16 protein-coding genes are annotated in these 16,594 nt (G+C 45.2%); all 16 read right to left on the bottom strand.

The window, feature by feature from the left end:
• Positions 1 to 67: 67 nt before the first annotated feature.
• Positions 68 to 1,363, bottom strand: a complete 1,296-nt coding sequence (murA, locus tag MKX97_RS02795) for a UDP-N-acetylglucosamine 1-carboxyvinyltransferase (protein ID WP_221835135.1) — start codon at positions 1,361 to 1,363, stop codon at positions 68 to 70.
• Between the two features lie 995 nt (positions 1,364 to 2,358).
• Complete coding sequence (locus MKX97_RS02790; protein WP_009766199.1) at positions 2,359 to 2,589, bottom strand: DUF1146 family protein; 231 nt, start codon at positions 2,587 to 2,589, stop codon at positions 2,359 to 2,361.
• A 259-nt stretch (positions 2,590 to 2,848) separates the two neighbouring features.
• Complete coding sequence (locus tag MKX97_RS02785; protein ID WP_009766200.1) at positions 2,849 to 3,253, bottom strand: F0F1 ATP synthase subunit epsilon; 405 nt, start codon at positions 3,251 to 3,253, stop codon at positions 2,849 to 2,851.
• A 24-nt stretch (positions 3,254 to 3,277) separates the two neighbouring features.
• Entirely contained in the window at positions 3,278 to 4,693 is a 1,416-nt protein-coding gene (atpD, locus tag MKX97_RS02780) for a F0F1 ATP synthase subunit beta (RefSeq protein ID WP_009766201.1), read from the bottom strand.
• Between the two features lie 35 nt (positions 4,694 to 4,728).
• Entirely contained in the window at positions 4,729 to 5,586 is an 858-nt protein-coding gene (gene atpG / locus MKX97_RS02775; RefSeq protein ID WP_009766202.1) for an ATP synthase F1 subunit gamma, read from the bottom strand.
• 43 nt (positions 5,587 to 5,629) lie between these two features.
• Positions 5,630 to 7,141 (bottom strand): F0F1 ATP synthase subunit alpha, encoded by a 1,512-nt coding sequence (atpA, locus tag MKX97_RS02770; RefSeq protein ID WP_009766203.1) that lies wholly within the window; start codon positions 7,139 to 7,141, stop codon positions 5,630 to 5,632.
• Between the two features lie 24 nt (positions 7,142 to 7,165).
• Entirely contained in the window at positions 7,166 to 7,702 is a 537-nt protein-coding gene (locus MKX97_RS02765) for a F0F1 ATP synthase subunit delta (RefSeq protein WP_078817032.1), read from the bottom strand.
• Positions 7,699 to 8,190: a F0F1 ATP synthase subunit B gene (atpF, locus tag MKX97_RS02760; RefSeq protein ID WP_040758981.1), complete on the bottom strand. Its 492-nt coding sequence runs from the start codon at positions 8,188 to 8,190 to the stop codon at positions 7,699 to 7,701. Before atpF ends, MKX97_RS02765 begins: the two co-directional genes overlap by 4 nt.
• 210 nt (positions 8,191 to 8,400) lie before the next feature.
• Positions 8,401 to 8,613, bottom strand: coding sequence for a F0F1 ATP synthase subunit C (atpE, locus tag MKX97_RS02755; RefSeq protein ID WP_009766206.1), 213 nt, complete (start codon positions 8,611 to 8,613; stop codon positions 8,401 to 8,403).
• A 60-nt stretch (positions 8,614 to 8,673) separates the two neighbouring features.
• Complete coding sequence (gene atpB / locus MKX97_RS02750; protein ID WP_040758506.1) at positions 8,674 to 9,384, bottom strand: F0F1 ATP synthase subunit A; 711 nt, start codon at positions 9,382 to 9,384, stop codon at positions 8,674 to 8,676.
• Positions 9,385 to 9,416: 32 nt separating this feature from the next.
• Complete coding sequence (locus MKX97_RS02745) at positions 9,417 to 9,785, bottom strand: ATP synthase subunit I (RefSeq protein ID WP_078817031.1); 369 nt, start codon at positions 9,783 to 9,785, stop codon at positions 9,417 to 9,419.
• A gap of 866 nt (positions 9,786 to 10,651) precedes the next feature.
• Positions 10,652 to 11,878, bottom strand: a complete 1,227-nt coding sequence (locus MKX97_RS02740; protein WP_342536893.1) for an IS110 family transposase — start codon at positions 11,876 to 11,878, stop codon at positions 10,652 to 10,654.
• 806 nt (positions 11,879 to 12,684) lie between these two features.
• Positions 12,685 to 13,803: a UDP-N-acetylglucosamine 2-epimerase (non-hydrolyzing) gene (gene wecB / locus MKX97_RS02735; protein ID WP_342536892.1), complete on the bottom strand. Its 1,119-nt coding sequence runs from the start codon at positions 13,801 to 13,803 to the stop codon at positions 12,685 to 12,687.
• A 15-nt stretch (positions 13,804 to 13,818) separates the two neighbouring features.
• The gene (gene upp, locus MKX97_RS02730) at positions 13,819 to 14,448 is read right to left on the bottom strand and encodes a uracil phosphoribosyltransferase (protein WP_040758508.1); all 630 of its coding nucleotides are present in this window, start codon (positions 14,446 to 14,448) and stop codon (positions 13,819 to 13,821) included.
• Between the two features lie 286 nt (positions 14,449 to 14,734).
• Positions 14,735 to 15,988, bottom strand: a complete 1,254-nt coding sequence (gene glyA, locus MKX97_RS02725) for a serine hydroxymethyltransferase (RefSeq protein ID WP_078817029.1) — start codon at positions 15,986 to 15,988, stop codon at positions 14,735 to 14,737.
• Positions 15,989 to 16,043: 55 nt separating this feature from the next.
• Positions 16,044 to 16,589, bottom strand: coding sequence for a TIGR01440 family protein (locus MKX97_RS02720; RefSeq protein WP_342536890.1), 546 nt, complete (start codon positions 16,587 to 16,589; stop codon positions 16,044 to 16,046).
• Positions 16,590 to 16,594: the final 5 nt, after the last annotated feature.

The following is a 16,594-nucleotide window of genomic DNA, read 5'->3' as shown; positions in this document are numbered from 1 at the left end:
ACGATCATACGACCTATCTGAGCGCTCAAAAAACCACGAACGATGAACGTCCGTGGTTTTCGATAGTTTATGCAAATTGTGTTTCCGTGATTTCTTGTTCAGAAGAAACGCGTGTAATATCTGCTCCCAAGGCCTTCAGCTTTTTGTCGAAATCAACATAGCCGCGATCTAAATGGATAAGTTCAGTAACACGAGTGACCCCTTCTGCGACGAGGCCAGCTAGGATAAGTGATGCTGCGGCACGCAGATCAGTTGCAGCGACTTCAGCTCCCTGGATTTTAGAAGGTCCTGAAACGATCACTGAGCGTCCTTCAATTTTCACATCCGCATTCATGCGGCGGAATTCTTCCACATGCATGAAACGATTTTCAAACACAGTTTCAGTCAATACACCTGTACCTGTTGCAGTGAGCATCAACGCCATCATTTGTGATTGCATATCCGTAGGGAATCCAGGATGCGGCATCGTTTTCAAATCGACTGCCTTCAAAGGATGCTTCGCTGTAATGCGAACACCTTCATCCAATTCCGTGACGATTACACCCATTTCAGTTAATTTAGAGATCAATGCCGTGCTATGTTCTGGCACCGCGTTGTCAATGATGACATCGCCGCCTGTGATTGCAGCAGCCACCATGAATGTGCCGGCTTCAATGCGGTCAGGAATAATGTGGTGGATAGAAGCATAGAGTGTAGAGACTCCTTCGATACGGATATTATCCGTACCCGCACCCACCACTTTACCACCCATTTCATTGATAAAGTTTGCCAAGTCGACGATTTCAGGTTCTTTTGCGGCATTTTCAATAATTGTAGTGCCTTCAGCCAAAGCTGCAGCTGTCATGATATTTTCCGTTGCGCCCACGCTCGGGAAATCCAAATAGATTTTTGCACCTTTCAAGCGGCCATCGACTTTTGCTTCCACATGCCCATGTCCAAATGAAATTTCAGCTCCCATTGCTTCGAAGCCTTTCAAATGCTGATCGATCGGTCTTGAGCCAATTGCACAGCCGCCTGGTAACGCGACACGTGCGAAGCCGTTGCGTGCCAGCAAGGGTCCCATCACTAAAATGGATGCCCGCATTTTACGTACGAATTCAAATTGCGCTTCCTCTGCCAATTTTCCACGAGAGTCAATAATCACTTCGCCTTTTTCAGGATCGTGTGTAATTTTTGCATTTAAGCTTTTGAGTACTTCATTGATTGTCCGCACGTCCGAAAGATTCGGCACGTCACGAATCACGTTTACACCTTCAGATGCCAATAAAGCTGCTGCCAAGATCGGCAGTACCGCGTTCTTCGCACCTTCTACACGTACGTTCCCTTGTAAAGTCCGTCCGCCGTTAATAATAATTTTTTCCACCACTAGCCCCTCCGAGTCAAATTTATCCTTCTGCCCACAAGCTATAATTATCCATAAACATTTTTGTTATTAATATCCAGTACATACTTGTTCTTATTGAAAGTTTACACATAAAACACATTCTATTGTACCTTGTAAAACTTTAGTAGACAAGTAACTTCCGGCGCAATTTTCGGGTATTTCTTACGTAATGTAGTATATGTGGCAATTCGACACAATGTGTTTGTAATTAGCGAGGCCAAATTGGACATATTAATCGTAATACCCGAGTCATCCAGTACTTACACGTATTCCACGGAATTTTCTTTGGTGTATAGTTACGGCAAAGAATTGTATCCTAGCTATAAGTGAGAATTAGTGTCCGGGGATTTAAACCAAAGATGTGCTCACAACGCTTCGCTTATGCTCGCAAAAGCCGTTCTTCGTTACGGCTCTCGCTCTGGGTGGACGCTTTCCGCGGGGTGCGCGGTGAGCCTCCTCGTCGCTACGCTCCTGCCACCTGTCGCACTAATCCCGCAGGAGTCGCCACCCGCCGCTCCAATCCCTAAGAGGTGAAGTATAAATACTTATAGATTTCACTGCACATATCAAGTAAATAATTAAGATAACTACCTTCATTATTTTAAAAATTCAATGTGTTCTGTCTTAAAGTTCAATAAAATAACGAAACCATAGCCAAGGTTTACCCATTGTTTTTTAGGGGGAGAACAAATTCCCAATCACACTGCCTGAAAACTATACCAGTTGATCGCAGCGGAAGGCGGCGACTCCTGGGAGATTTGCGGACAGGTGAGACCCTGGACTGAGCGGAGCGAAGGAAGCGGCTCACCGCACGCCCCCCGGAAAGCGTCCGCCTGCAGCGTAGATCAACGATGTCCCACCCACTCGCTTTTTCATTGTACTCACCAGAACAACAAACTTTTTGGTTTTAACTTCTTTCAGCCGGAGTTCTGACTCCTGCTGAGAAGATGTTGACAAACTTCAGCTGAAGGAAATCAAAACCAGGTAGACCATCTTCCTGACCAATAGGATATGTCTAAAAAGAAATTTGATACGGTCGAACCAATTGCAATACTTAGCAAAATAAACAAAAGTTGTGTTTGGAAAACACGATTTTTACGAATAATTGCTTGGGTAAGAATTGCTTGTAACGCATAAAAACTAATCCCAATGAAAAAAATATGCGAAACGATCGCAAGCAGCGGATTACTGCCGAGTGTGCTCATCGTTCAAACTCCTTTCAAGAATTGTATAAACTTTGGTTCGGCACTGAACTCGTTACGCTCGGTTCACTGCAACTTTGGTTCGGTCCCAGCCGTGTTTCGTTCGGTTAAATGAACTTTTGGCTCGGTTCGCAAGGAGTTACGAACGTTCGAACGTTTTTTGGATCGTTGTGAAATAATTTTGTCAGTTGCCAATCCCAAACTATACATTCTAAAAAAATAGGCGGACAGAAATATTGTCTGTCCGCCTTCGTACTTCTATTTATACACGTTGCTCATACACTTGCATACGGTTGATGGCACGCTTCAAATCAAGTTCAGCTAGACGCAGATCAAGACTATCTGTTTTTGCTTTCAAGTCCGCTTCTGCTTTTTCGGCTGCTCTCTTTGCGCGTGCAATATCAATGGACTTAGCCATTTCAGCACTCTGCGCCAATACAGTAACCACTTCAGGACGGACCTCGATGAAACCTCCGTGGACTGCGACGGTTTCTGTCTTGCCGTCTGTTTTAAGGCGAAGTGCACCAATTTGAAGTGGTGCTACCATTGCGATGTGGCCGGGAAGAACCCCGATCTCACCAGCTTCGGTAACTGCAATCACCATGTTCGCATCCATTTCACAAACAGGGCCGTCGGGAGTGACGATATTCACTTTGATTTTACTCATTTTTTCCCCTCCTGGTCCCTATTCTTAGACTTCTACGCCCATGCCTTTTGCTTTTTCGATAACTTCTTCGATGCGTCCGACCAAACGGAATGCATCTTCCGGCAAGTGGTCATACTTACCTTCCAAAATTTCTCCGAAGCCTTTAATTGTTTCAGCAACTGGAACGTAAGAACCTTTTTGTCCTGTAAACTGTTCAGCTACGTGGAAGTTTTGAGACAAGAAGAACTGGATACGACGCGCGCGGTCAACAACCTGCTTGTCGTCTTCATCCAACTCATCCATACCTAGGATTGCAATGATGTCTTGCAATTCACGGTATCGCTGAAGCGTCGTCTGAACTTCACGTGCTACACGGTAGTGCTCTTCTCCAACAATCTCAGCACTCAATGCGCGAGAAGATGAAGCAAGCGGATCTACTGCTGGGTAGATACCCATCTCAGAAAGCTTACGCTCCAAGTTCGTTGTCGCATCCAAGTGAGCGAATGTTGTTGCCGGAGCTGGATCCGTATAGTCATCCGCTGGTACATAGATCGCTTGGATCGATGTAACGGAACCTTTATTTGTAGAAGTGATTCGTTCTTGTAACTGACCCATTTCTGTAGCCAATGTCGGCTGGTAACCAACCGCAGAAGGCATACGTCCAAGAAGGGCAGAAACTTCAGAACCTGCTTGTGTAAAGCGGAAAATGTTATCGATGAACAATAGAACGTCTTGTCCTTGCTCATCACGGAAGTGTTCAGCCATTGTCAAGCCCGAAAGTGCAACACGCATACGCGCACCAGGTGGCTCGTTCATTTGACCGAAGACCATTGCCGTTTTCTTGATAACGCCTGAGTCTGTCATTTCGAAGAATAAGTCATTACCTTCACGAGTACGTTCTCCAACACCTGCGAATACGGAAATACCACCGTGTTCTTGTGCGATGTTGTTGATCAATTCTTGGATTAGAACTGTTTTACCTACTCCCGCACCACCGAAGAGTCCGATTTTACCACCCTTGATGTATGGCGCAAGCAAGTCAACTACTTTAATTCCAGTTTCCAGAATCTCAACCTCTGTGGAAAGGTGTTCGAATGTAGGTGCAGAACGGTGAATTGGATCACGTTGTGCATCAGCTGGAACTGGCTCAGCTAGGTCGATTTCCTCGCCTAGTACGTTAAATACACGTCCGAGTGTAACGTCTCCGACTGGAACAGAAATAGGTGCGCCTGTATCTTCTACTGGAGTACCACGTTTCAGACCATCTGTCGAGGACATTGCAATCGTACGAACCGCGTCGTCACCAAGGTGTAGTGCCACCTCTAGAGTCAACACTTCGACCTCGCCGTTTCCGCGGTCGATATTTACCTTCAATGCGTTATAGATTGCAGGAAGCTGACCGTCTTCGAATTTAACGTCAACAACCGGACCCATAACCTGAAGAATATGTCCATTACTCATGCTTTTCCCTCCTGTCTTACTTTCCTTCAAATCTTTTATTCAAGTGCTGCTACGCCGGCTACGATTTCTGTGATTTCTTGAGTGATCGCTGCTTGACGTGCACGGTTAAATTGTAATGTTAACGAATCGATTAGTTCAGACGCATTGTCTGTCGCCGTCTTCATCGCTGTCATACTGGAAGCATGTTCGCTCGCTTTTCCATCCAGTACTGCTCCATAAATGAGGCTCTCCGTGTATTGCGGGAGAAGGGTTTCGAGTATCGCTTCAGCAGAAGGCTCGAACTCATAAGATGAAGTTGCAGATACGGATGAAATATCTGTGAGTGGAAGCAATTTACGTTCAGTTGCTTCGTTGGAGATGGCTGAGATGAAGTGGTTGTAGTATAAATACACTTCATCATAAACGCCTTCTGTGAACATGCCAACAGCCCGATTCGCGATATCTTTTACTTCTTCAAAACGAGGGTGATCCGAAAGCCCGATCAGACTTTCTTCAATCTTGAATCCAAGACGACTGAAGAATTCATAGCCTTTTCGACCAATCGCGATAATGACCACTTCGTCTTTTGACTTGTGGCGTTGTTCGATTGCGCGGGTTACGGCACGGAAAATGTGCGCGTTGTATCCACCTACGAGTCCACGGTCAGAAGTCACTACGATGTACGCAGTTTTCTTAACGGGACGTGCAGTTAAAAGAGGATGCCCGGAATCTTTCGTTACGGATGCAATGGCACCGACCACTTCTTCCACTTTGTCCATGTAGGGAACGAATTTCTTAGCGTTCATTTCAGCACGGTTCAGTTTGGAAGCAGAGACCATTTGCATCGCTTTCGTGATTTGACTCGTCTTTTTCGTTGAAGCAATACGGCTTTCTATTTCGCGTAAGGACGCCACTGGCTATTCACCACCTTTATTTTAAGATCCATCAAGAGAAAAATTACGCTTCAGAAGTCACAAAGTTTTTCTTGAATTCGTTGAACGCTGCGCTCATTACGTCGTCCGCTGGAAGATCTTTTGTTGTACGGATGTGATCGTAAACTTCCGTGTGGTTTGATTCTAACCAGCTAGTGATTTCACTTTCAAAACGCAGTACGTCTTTTACTGGAATATCGTCGAGGTAACCGCGTGTCAGTGCATATAGACTGATAACTTGGTATTCGACTTTCAATGGTTTGTTCAAGTCCTGCTTCAAGATTTCAACTGTACGCTGACCGCGGTCCAGTTTCGCTCTTGTAGACGGATCAAGATCCGAACCGAATTGTGAGAATGCTTCTAACTCACGGAATGCAGCAAGATCCAAACGAAGTGTACCGGCAACTTTCTTCATCGCTTTAATTTGCGCCGAACCACCAACTCGGGATACGGAAAGACCTGCGTTGATTGCAGGGCGTACGCCTGAGAAGAAGAGGTCGGATTGAAGGAAGATTTGTCCGTCCGTGATGGAAATTACGTTTGTTGGAATATAAGCAGAGATATCTCCTGCTTGAGTTTCAACGAATGGTAGTGCAGTGATTGAACCTGCTCCTAAAGAGTCGTTCAATTTCGCAGCACGCTCTAACAGGCGGCTGTGTAGGTAGAAGACATCCCCTGGATAAGCTTCACGACCTGGAGGACGACGAAGTAGCAAGGAAAGTTCACGGTAAGCTGCTGCTTGTTTAGATAGGTCATCATAAACAATCAGTACGTGCTTGCCTGCGAACATGAATTCTTCTGCCATTGAAATACCTGTATATGGTGCCAAATAAAGCATTGGCGCCGGGCTTGATGCAGATGCTGTTACTACGATTGTGTAGTCAAGAGCACCGTTTTTGCGCAATGTTTCTACTACGCCACGAACAGTGGATTCTTTTTGTCCAATCGCTACATAAATACAGATCATGTCTTGGTCTGCTTGGTTTAGAATCGCATCGATCGCAACAGTTGTTTTACCTGTTTGACGGTCACCGATGATCAATTCACGCTGTCCACGACCGATCGGAACTAGCGCATCGATCGCTTTGATTCCTGTTTGCAACGGTTCATGAACAGATTTACGCGCCATAACCCCTTGTGCAGGGCTTTCAATAGGGCGTGTTTTTGTTGTGTTGATAGGACCTAGTCCGTCAACTGGTTGTCCAAGTGAATTGACGACACGGCCGATCAATTCTTCTCCGACTGGTACTTCCATAATACGTCCTGTGCGACGTACTTCATCGCCTTCTTTAATGTCTGTGTATGGCCCAAGGATAACGATACCTACGTTGTTCGCTTCCAAGTTTTGTGCCAGACCCATTACGCCGGTAGAGAACTCAAGAAGCTCTCCCGCCATGACATTGTCGAGGCCATGAGCAAGTGCGATACCGTCACCTACACGGATTACAGTACCTACTTCACTTACTTCCATTTCAGACTGATAATTTTCGATCTGCTGTTTAATCAGACCGCTAATTTCCTCAGCTTTGATGCCCATGTATGTCACCCCTCTTAATTCAAATTAATTGATTAATTGACGTTCAAGACGCGCCAGCTTTGCGCTGATGCTGCTGTCATAAATTTGGTTGCCGATCTGAAGGCGGATGCCTCCGATTAGGCTTGGGTCAATCAAGTTTTCGATATGCAATGATTGCTTCCCGACCTTATGTGCAAAGGCAGTGGAAATCGCATTGCTCTCTTCAACCGTCAATTGACGTGTAGAGTATACTTTTGCTTCGGCGACACCGGATGCTTCATTTGCAATGTCCTGGTAATCTTCGATAACGTTCAGTACTTCTCCAATACGCCCCGCGTCGATTAGAACATATAGTGTGTTCAATACGAGCGGATTTGCTTCACTGAAAAATTGCCCAATTAATTGTTTCTTCTTTTGGATCGAGAATTTTGGAGAAATTAGCATCTCACTCAATTCCTTTTCCCCTTCAAAAATCTTCTTCAGCTCTTTTAAATCTGTTTGCACAGCAAGAGCTTGTTGTTTTTCCTGTGCAGCATCAAACAATGCAACGGCATAACGTTTTGCGATTACCGATTGGCTCATCGCCCTTCGCCTGCCTTCACAATCGTTTCTTCGATCAATGCGCGGTTATCGTCTTCGGAAATTTCTTTCCCAAGAACTTTAGACGCAGCCAAAATAGATAGAGATACGAATTCTTCGCGAACTGCAGCCACTGCTTTCTCTTTTTCTGTAGCGATTTCGAGAGTAGCAGCTTCTTTCATTCGGCTTACTTCAGCGCGTGCAGCCGTAATCAGCTCTTCACGTTGAGTATCACCTTGTTTCTTAGCGTTTTCGACGATAGATTGTGCATTGTCGCGTGCTTCTTTCAATAGAGCACGTTGCTCTTCAAGAAGCTTTGCAGATTCTTGACGGCTTTTTTCGGCTTGTTCGATCTCCGTAGCGATTAATTGCGCCCGTTGATCCATTATGCCCATTAACGGACCCCATGCGAACTTCTTGAGAAGTACCATGAGAATCGTGAAAAATACGACAGTGACGATGATGTCACCTAAATTGAGTCGCTGGTTCAAACTTGCTAAAAATCCTGCGTCAGCGTTTGCTGATAAGAGGACGAAGGTATCCAACACGATTGTTTCACTCCCTTCAAGAGCTCATGACTCTTTCGTTTCAGTCTTCTGCCTGATTGGCAAAATTATTCTATGTTCAGATGTTTCAACTATTTATCCACATAAAGCAATGGCGAAGACCTATACTACGTGCTTCGCCATATAATTCGAAAATTATTTGTTCATTACGATAAACGCGATAACTGTTGCGATGATTGGAAGTGCCTCAACCAATGCAACCCCGATGAACATTGTTGTTTGAAGAACGCCGCGTGCTTCTGGTTGACGAGCGATCCCTTCAACTGTCTTAGAAACGATCAAACCGTTACCGATACCTGCGCCAAGTGCACCTAGACCAACTGCTAGTGCTGCTGCCAATAAACCCATAGTGTATTTCCTCCTAATATTTGTATAGTTTTGGTTTCCCTAAATAGGGTATTTCTATGTTTAGTGGTCCGTGCTGACTTTGTGAGCCATATAGACCATCGTTAACATAACAAAGATAAATGCTTGGATCGCTCCGATGAACACGGAGAAACCTAGCCATGCAAGTGCCGGGATCACAGCTCCGACTAAACCGAAGACGCTTCCTGCACCGAGTGTCGCAAGAAGACCGATCAAGATCTCACCTGCAAAGATGTTACCGTAAAGACGAAGACCGAGTGTCAACGTATTTGCGAATTCCTCAATGATTTTCAGTGGTGCCAAGAAAGGAATCGGCTGGACGTATGTTTTAAGATACCCACCAAGTCCAAGCTGTCTGACGCCATAGAAATGCGTTAACGCAACAACTGTAGAAGCGAGGGTTAACGTGATAACTGGATCGGCTGTCGGAGATTTCCACCAAAGTTGATCGTCCCAGACGATTGCGAATGGCAATCCGAGCATATTCGCCACGAAGACAAACATGATTAAGGTGATCCCTAGTACGTGGAAGCGTCCTCCCGTTTTCCAGTCCATGTTATTTTTAATGATGCCTTTGACAAAGTCCATGACCCATTCCATGAAGTTTTGCATGCCCGTTGGTTTCATTTGAAGCCGCCGAGTGGATGCTACTGCAATCAAGAAAACGACCAGACACGTCACAAACAGCATCAATATATTCGAAGGGTTAAACCCAATTCCGAATAAAACAAACTGTGGATTTTCATGATTCACGTTTTTGTTCACCTCCCCTTGCTAGTAAAGTGTTAATGCTTCCCATGGAACAGCAGACGATCAGTGAACAGCAATACATAAGGTACCATTAACCCGATTACCGTGCTGATCAAATCAAACTCTTCCGGCAGAGAAAGTGCAATGGCTGCCGCCGCTACACCTGATGCAAAACGTAAGCCCATCCCTAATGATTTCGCACGCTTTTCTTCGGTAATGGCCCGATCAAATCGTTCCATCCGCCGCACCAAAATCCAAAAGTTGTACATTCCGAAAGATGAACCTAAGATGAGTCCCGCGAAGATTGTCCGGTAGTCCAAAAAGAACCAGCCGAGCCCAAACAATGCAAGCAAAAAAAAGAAGCTCTTCTTTTGCCGATTGAAAATTTCCTGCATACTTTGCATTGTCGGTGATTCTCCTATTTCGTATTTGGATTCCAAGTGGTTTTGGTGAAGTGCTCAGTAGTTTTTTCGACAAGTGTCGAACGTGATTAGACTTTGTCGTTTCCATCATTCTTTTACGACATAGATTCCTTGCATTGGAATCTGGAAATTGTAAGTGAAACGCCTTTTTGTTCACCAGGTAGCGTTGCTTTGCATAACGCAGTCAAAGAGGCTAGCAGGCGTTCATGGTGGAAAGACTAGAAAGCTCGAAAACATCATTTCTTTACCTAAGATATGTATGAGTTCCTTATCAATCTTACCCTTTGTTAGCATACAATAGGGGTTTTTTTATGTCAATTGATTCAAGATAAATTATTCACAAAGTGTTCGCATTGTCAAACATTCGACATATTTGTTTATAAAGTTTTTGTTGCTTTTTTTGCTTGGTTGAAAGAGGGTTGGTGACTTAGCTAGGCGGTCCGGGGATTTGCGCTCTGGGTGGACGCTTTCTTACCTCTAGTCAAGGGTTTTGTTAGAATAAAAGATACGTACTATGATTTACTATCCGAATAGGCGTGTGAAACCACAGCTAGTGAGCACCCCGGGATTTCCGCTCCAGACGGTACGCTTTCCGGGGGGCGTGGCCTTGAGCCTCCTCGTTCGCTTCGCTTCCTGCGGGGTCTCAAGACGCACGCTGATCCCCCAGGAGTCGACCGTCTTCCGCTCCAATCCTATATAGCGAGCGAAAGAAGCCATCCCCCGTCATGATCTAATTGCTTAAACTGAAAAAATTAGTAAAATCTGAGCTTTATTTTTGCATATGCTAAATAGACCTAACGAATTGCTGTTTTTCGAAAGGAGAAATGTGCTATAGTAAAGCTATCCTTTTACGCACTAGCCATGGCGAATGCATAGTTATAGGGGATGCTGTGTTGAATAAGGTGAAATGCGACTTTCAGGAACTTATTCACACAAGCGATCACCGCAACCTTATGAGGCTTACTCTGGGGTTGCTTTTTTAATTGGTCATAGTAATCAACAATGGTATTTTGTGTTCGTTTTCGTAAAGAAATCATGGAAATAACCATGAAGTACAGAATCTTCCTTAACCTACGGTTCCCACGTTTATTGATTCGATCTTGATAGTGGAGCTTCCCTGACTGATACCGTTGAATATCAATACCGGCGTACGCATTCACCTGTTTGTTATTTTGAAAACGGCGAATGTCTCCCAACTCTCCAATAATCCGAACAGCGGTAGCTTCTCCAATGCCTGGAAAAGATATGAGCACTTGAAAATCGCTACGTTCCTTTGAAAGTTGGACCATCTGTTTGATGATCTCTTTTTTCTGGCGTTTCAGTTCTTTGACTCGTTGGGCACACTCCTTTAGGTGCTGACACCGCACACCTGTCGCCTGAATGGCTGGATAGGAATTTTCAGCAGCTGCCAGTAGAAGTGCTGCCTTTTTCTCCGCTTGTTGAAGTGATATATTTTTGAGCGAAGTCTCTTTCACTCGGCTCTGTATCTCTTCCAACGATAAACCCTTTATCAAATCTGGATGAGGGTAATGTTGTACGATTTGTAAGAAGTGAAGAGAACTCCTAGAGAACACGTCTTCCAATAAGGGAAAGCTTAACTGCAGAAATGCATGTAATCGGTTCGCATATTGTCGACTTTCATGTTCTAAATCGTCGTAGTACCTTCCCAATGCCCGCATTTGTTCAAAATATTCTTCGTGTACATAGGTTTTATTCCGCTCTGTCTTGAAATGCGATTTAGCTAGTTCATGTGCATCGCTGATATCCGTTTTGTGTCGCCGCATACTACCTGTAGCCATTTGTAGTTTAGCTTGTAGAGGATTTATACGGCTATAAGGATATTGCTCGTTCTGTAGGAAGCGCTCTAGGCCCTGCGAATAAACACCGGTTGCCTCGAATACGATTTCTGGTAGTTGACCGTCTAGTTTCCTAACTAAATTAATCTGTTCTTTTAGTGAACGGAACCCCACTGTTGTATGTTCCACTTCACCTTCGTAATGACACTGCTGATTGTCGTCATAGATCACCACCGCGCTTTTTCCCATACTGACATCAAACGCCATTACATAACTCATCTTGTTTCCTCCTTTTGACCATTCATAGAAGTCTTCACAGTGCCTCATCGATTCCACTTTCTTATACACGATCTCGAAGATCCAACATACTAAACTGATTCAAATAAGGATGTGAAGTGAGTCGGTTTCCTTGTACGGATTCTAAGATCCCAGCGTCCCTGTGACTTTCCTTCACTTCTACCATAAAAAATAGTAGCACAAACCATGGCCTTGGTCTGTACTACTAATGTTAGTATGTTTCCGCGGGGCGCGCGGTGAGCCCCTTCCTTCGCTTCGCTCAGTCCAGGGTCTCACCTGTCGCGCTAATCCCGCCGGAGTCGCCATCCGCCGCTCCAATCCCTACTTTTAAAAAGGAAGTATAATGGTTAGTTCACTGTAATTTTTAAGCAATAAAGTGATGCTTCCTTAAGATAGTGACCAAAGTTCAAAAGCGAATGATAAGTAGCATTGCCTAAAGGCTTATTGTCCGTGAGTTCGTTTAATGCACTTGAATTTAGTCAAAGGGAGATGCCCGTTTTGTACTCTGACAATGGCTAGTCTTCTCAGATTTTAAATAACTATAAAAAGTACGCTATATGATTCTGCAAGCGAACTAAGGATTGGAGCGGAAGGCGGTCGACTCTTGGGGGATTAGCGTGCGTCTTGAGACCCCGCAGGAAGCGTAGCGAACGAGGAGAGGCTCAAAGGCCACGCCCTCCGGAAAGCGTACCGTCTGGAGCGCAAATCCCGGACCACAACCCCAAGTCTCCTTTCCCCTTTTACGAAAAACCCAGCAAAAGATTCTCCTTCTGCTGGGTTTATGTTTCTTATAATGAAGATAAATATTTCAATAAAGATTCGACGATGCGTTCGGATGCATGGCCGTCGCCGTATGGATTGTAGGCTTTAGACATTGCTTCGTACTCGACATGGTCTGATAAGAGCGTGTCGGTTAGCTCGAAGATGGTTTCTTCATCTGTTCCAGCCAAGCGTAACGTTCCTGCTTCGATGCCTTCTGGGCGTTCGGTTGTGTCTCGCAGTACGATGACTGGTTTTCCAAGAGATGGTGCTTCTTCTTGGATGCCGCCGGAGTCCGTAAGAATGATATGCGAACGCGCAGCAAAGTTGTGGAAATCCAGCACTTCTAGCGGCTCGATCAAGTGCACCCGCTCATTGTTCCCCAGCAGTTCATCCGCCACTTCACGCACGGCCGGGTTCATATGCACAGGATAGATCACTTGAATGTCATCATACTTGTCGAGCAGACGGTTAATCGCGCGGAACATGTTGCGCATCGGTTCTCCGAGGTTTTCCCGGCGATGTGCTGTCAGCAAGATCAAACGGTCGTCGCCGAGTCGATCGAAAATCGGATGATGATAATCCGGATCGACCGTTGTCTGAAGTGCATCGATCGCTGTGTTGCCTGTGATGAAAATGCGTTCTTCATTTTTGCCTTCATTCAGCAAGTTTTGTGCTGATTTTTCAGTCGGTGCGAAATGTAAGTCGGCGATGACGCCTGTCAGTTGGCGGTTCATTTCTTCCGGATATGGAGAATATTTATTCCACGTACGCAATCCCGCTTCAACGTGACCAACAGCGATTTGATTGTAAAATGCAGCCAAACTGCCGATGAATGTCGTCGCCGTGTCTCCGTGAACGAGCACGATATCGGGCTTGGATTCTTTCATAATTTTGTCGAGACCTTCTAAACCACGTGTCGCCACGTCGATTAGAGTTTGCCGGTCCTTCATAATATTCAAATCATAATTCGGCTTGATTTTGAATGTTTCCAGCACCTGATCGAGCATTTGTCGATGCTGGGCAGTGACAGTAACGATGGATTCGATTTGATCGGGATACTTTTCTAGTTCTAGAACTAGCGGCGCCATTTTAATCGCTTCCGGTCTTGTGCCGAAAATCGTCATCACTTTCCACTTTTTAGTCAATGAATGTTCCCTCCATTATTTCGTGCCGAATAAACGGTCACCTGCGTCACCAAGTCCAGGCACAATATACCCTTTATCGTTCAACTTTTCATCCAAAGCCGCGATATAGACATCAACGTCAGGGTGCTCTTTAGTCAGTAATTCGACGCCTTCAGGAGCCGCGACCAAACACATGAACTTAATATTAACCGCACCGCGCTTTTTCAATGAATTGATCGCTTCAATCGCTGTGCCGCCTGTTGCGAGCATCGGGTCCACTACGATGAATTCGCGTTCTGATACGTCAGAAGGCAATTTCACATAGTACTCCACTGGTTTTAGCGTCTCTGGGTCCCGATAAAGACCAACATGTCCTACCTTAGCAGCCGGAATTAATTTCAAGATCCCTTCTACCATTCCGATTCCTGCACGCAGGATTGGAACGACTCCTAATTTCTTACCTGCCAATACTTTGGAAGTTGCTTCGCATACCGGCGTTTGGATGTTGATTTCTGTAAGCGGCAGCTCACGTGTGATCTCGAATGCCATTAGCGTCGATACTTCATCGACTAATTCACGGAATTCTTTCGTGCCTGTATCTGCTTTTCGAATAAACGTCAGTTTGTGCTGAATTAATGGGTGATCAAATACATGTACTTTTGCCATTGGTTTCGCTCCTTTTCGGAATATCTTGTACATTATAACAGAAATCATGCGATAGGCGCAGATATGTCAGATGTTTTTAGATTCAGACTTTTGCAGCGCGCTCATAAAATCTTTCACGTGCTCGTATAAGACGTATTGCCGCTCATAAACTATCGATTCTCGATCATAAAATCCCGACTCTCGCTCATACACACCGTCTAAGTGATCATAAACACCTCATCCGCGATCATACATAGACATTTTACACTCCAAAAAGCGCCTGACACAATGGTCAGACGCTTGATTTTTATGCGTATAAAGGATGTTGATCTGTAAGAGCTGTTACTGCTTTGCGTGCTTCGGCTTTTGCAGTTTCATCTTCGTGGTTTTTCAATAGATTCGCAATGATGCGGCCGACTTCTTGCATGTCTTCCTCTTTGAATCCACGTGTTGTGACAGCAGGCGTACCGATGCGGATACCTGAAGTGACGAATGGTCCTTCTGTATCGAAAGGCACTGTGTTTTTATTCACTGTAATGCCAACTTCGTCCAATACATGCTCAGCAACTTTTCCTGTTAAACCAAGTGATTTCAACTTCACAAGTACGATGTGATTGTCCGTGCCGCCTGAAACTACATCAATACCTTCCTTGTTAAATTGCTCTGCCAATGCCTTCGCATTTTTCTTCACTTGTTGGATGTATGTTTTGAATTCCGGCTCTAGCGCCTCTTTGAATGCAACAGCTTTTGCAGCGATAACGTGCATCAATGGACCGCCTTGAACGCCAGGGAATACCGTTTTGTCGATTTTGCGGCCAAATTCTTCCGCGAATTCTTCGTTCAATAAAATCAAACCGCCACGTGGTCCACGCAATGTTTTATGCGTTGTGGACGTTACGAAATGTGCGTGTGGCACTGGATTCGGGTGCTCGCCTACTGCAACAAGGCCTGCGATATGCGCCATATCGACCATCAAATATGCGCCGACTTCATCCGCGATTTCACGGAATTTTGCGAAGTCGATTTCCTGCGGATACGCACTCGCACCAGCTACGATCATTTTCGGTTTATGCTCAAGCGCTTTTTGACGAACGTCTTCATAGTCGATTTTTTCGTCTTCTTTACTTACACCGTATTCTACGAAGTTGTATAGAATACCAGAGAAGTTTACAGGTGAACCGTGCGTCAAGTGACCGCCATGGGATAAGTTCATTCCAAGCACTGTATCGCCCGGCTCTAGTGCTGTAAAGTAGACTGCCATATTTGCTTGTGCACCTGAGTGAGGCTGCACGTTGGCATAGGCTGCACCGAATAACTCTTTCAGGCGGTCGCGTGCGATATTTTCCACAACGTCGACATGTTCACAGCCACCGTAATAACGGCGTCCCGGATAGCCTTCTGCATATTTATTCGTCAAATATGATCCTTGTGCTTCCATGACTGCCTGTGTAACGAAGTTTTCTGATGCGATTAGTTCGATGTTGGAATTTTGACGGTTCTTTTCAGCCATGATCGCTTCAAAAACAGCCGAGTCATCGCGTTGTACATTGCTTAAGTCCATTGGTTAGTATCCCCTTTTTCTGATGTTTTGTATGCTATCTTGTATTGTACACATTTCATTCGTATTGCGCACGACTTCCGCCGATCAATTTCGGTCGTGTCGTGGCCAGTGTGATGATTGCTTCACCGACTTGTTTAATGGATGTGCGAATCGGCACGACGACAGGTTTCAATTGCATGCCTATCAAGGTTTGGCCGATGTCAATACCGGCGTTTGCCTGTACGGACTCCACTACTACCGGATCTTTGAATTGCTGATAGACGTACGCAGACATGGAGCCGCCCGCATTGACGACCGGTATGACAGAAACAGGTTCCAATTGAAACTGTTGGGCTGTCTTGCGTTCAATTGTGACAGCGCGATTAATATGCTCGCAGCCTTGAAATGCTAAATGAATCTGATGCTGGTCTGCAAATTTCCGAAGCGGTGCGAATAATGCTTCACCAATCTCCAGCGCGCCGTTCGTACCGATCCGCGCACCTGCTACCTCAGACGTGGAGCAGCCAACGACGAAAATCGTATTAGTTGCAGGTGGCGCTTGTTCCGCAAACTCAGTCAATGCCTGTTCGAGTTGCAATTTCCATAATTCAATCGCATCCACATGTT

The organism is Sporosarcina sp. FSL K6-3508 (assembly GCF_038615825.1).
Classification (GTDB): Bacteria; Bacillota; Bacilli; order Bacillales_A; family Planococcaceae; genus Sporosarcina; species Sporosarcina newyorkensis.
Note: the sequence above shows the minus strand (reverse complement) of the source record. Positions and strands in the feature narration are given on the sequence as shown.

Coding starts and splice junctions, on each gene's coding strand:
- MKX97_RS02790 (WP_009766199.1), bottom strand. CDS start 2,589: ATGAGCACACTCGGCAGTAATCCGCTGCTTGCGATCGTTTCGCATATT.
- MKX97_RS02785 (WP_009766200.1), bottom strand. CDS start 3,253: ATGAGTAAAATCAAAGTGAATATCGTCACTCCCGACGGCCCTGTTTGT.
- atpD (WP_009766201.1), bottom strand. CDS start 4,693: ATGAGTAATGGACATATTCTTCAGGTTATGGGTCCGGTTGTTGACGTT.
- atpA (WP_009766203.1), bottom strand. CDS start 7,141: ATGGGCATCAAAGCTGAGGAAATTAGCGGTCTGATTAAACAGCAGATC.
- MKX97_RS02765 (WP_078817032.1), bottom strand. CDS start 7,702: ATGAGCCAATCGGTAATCGCAAAACGTTATGCCGTTGCATTGTTTGAT.
- atpE (WP_009766206.1), bottom strand. CDS start 8,613: ATGGGTTTATTGGCAGCAGCACTAGCAGTTGGTCTAGGTGCACTTGGC.
- MKX97_RS02745 (WP_078817031.1), bottom strand. CDS start 9,785: ATGCAAAGTATGCAGGAAATTTTCAATCGGCAAAAGAAGAGCTTCTTT.
- MKX97_RS02740 (WP_342536893.1), bottom strand. CDS start 11,878: ATGAGTTATGTAATGGCGTTTGATGTCAGTATGGGAAAAAGCGCGGTG.
- upp (WP_040758508.1), bottom strand. CDS start 14,448: ATGGCAAAAGTACATGTATTTGATCACCCATTAATTCAGCACAAACTG.
- glyA (WP_078817029.1), bottom strand. CDS start 15,988: ATGGACTTAAGCAATGTACAACGCGATGACTCGGCTGTTTTTGAAGCG.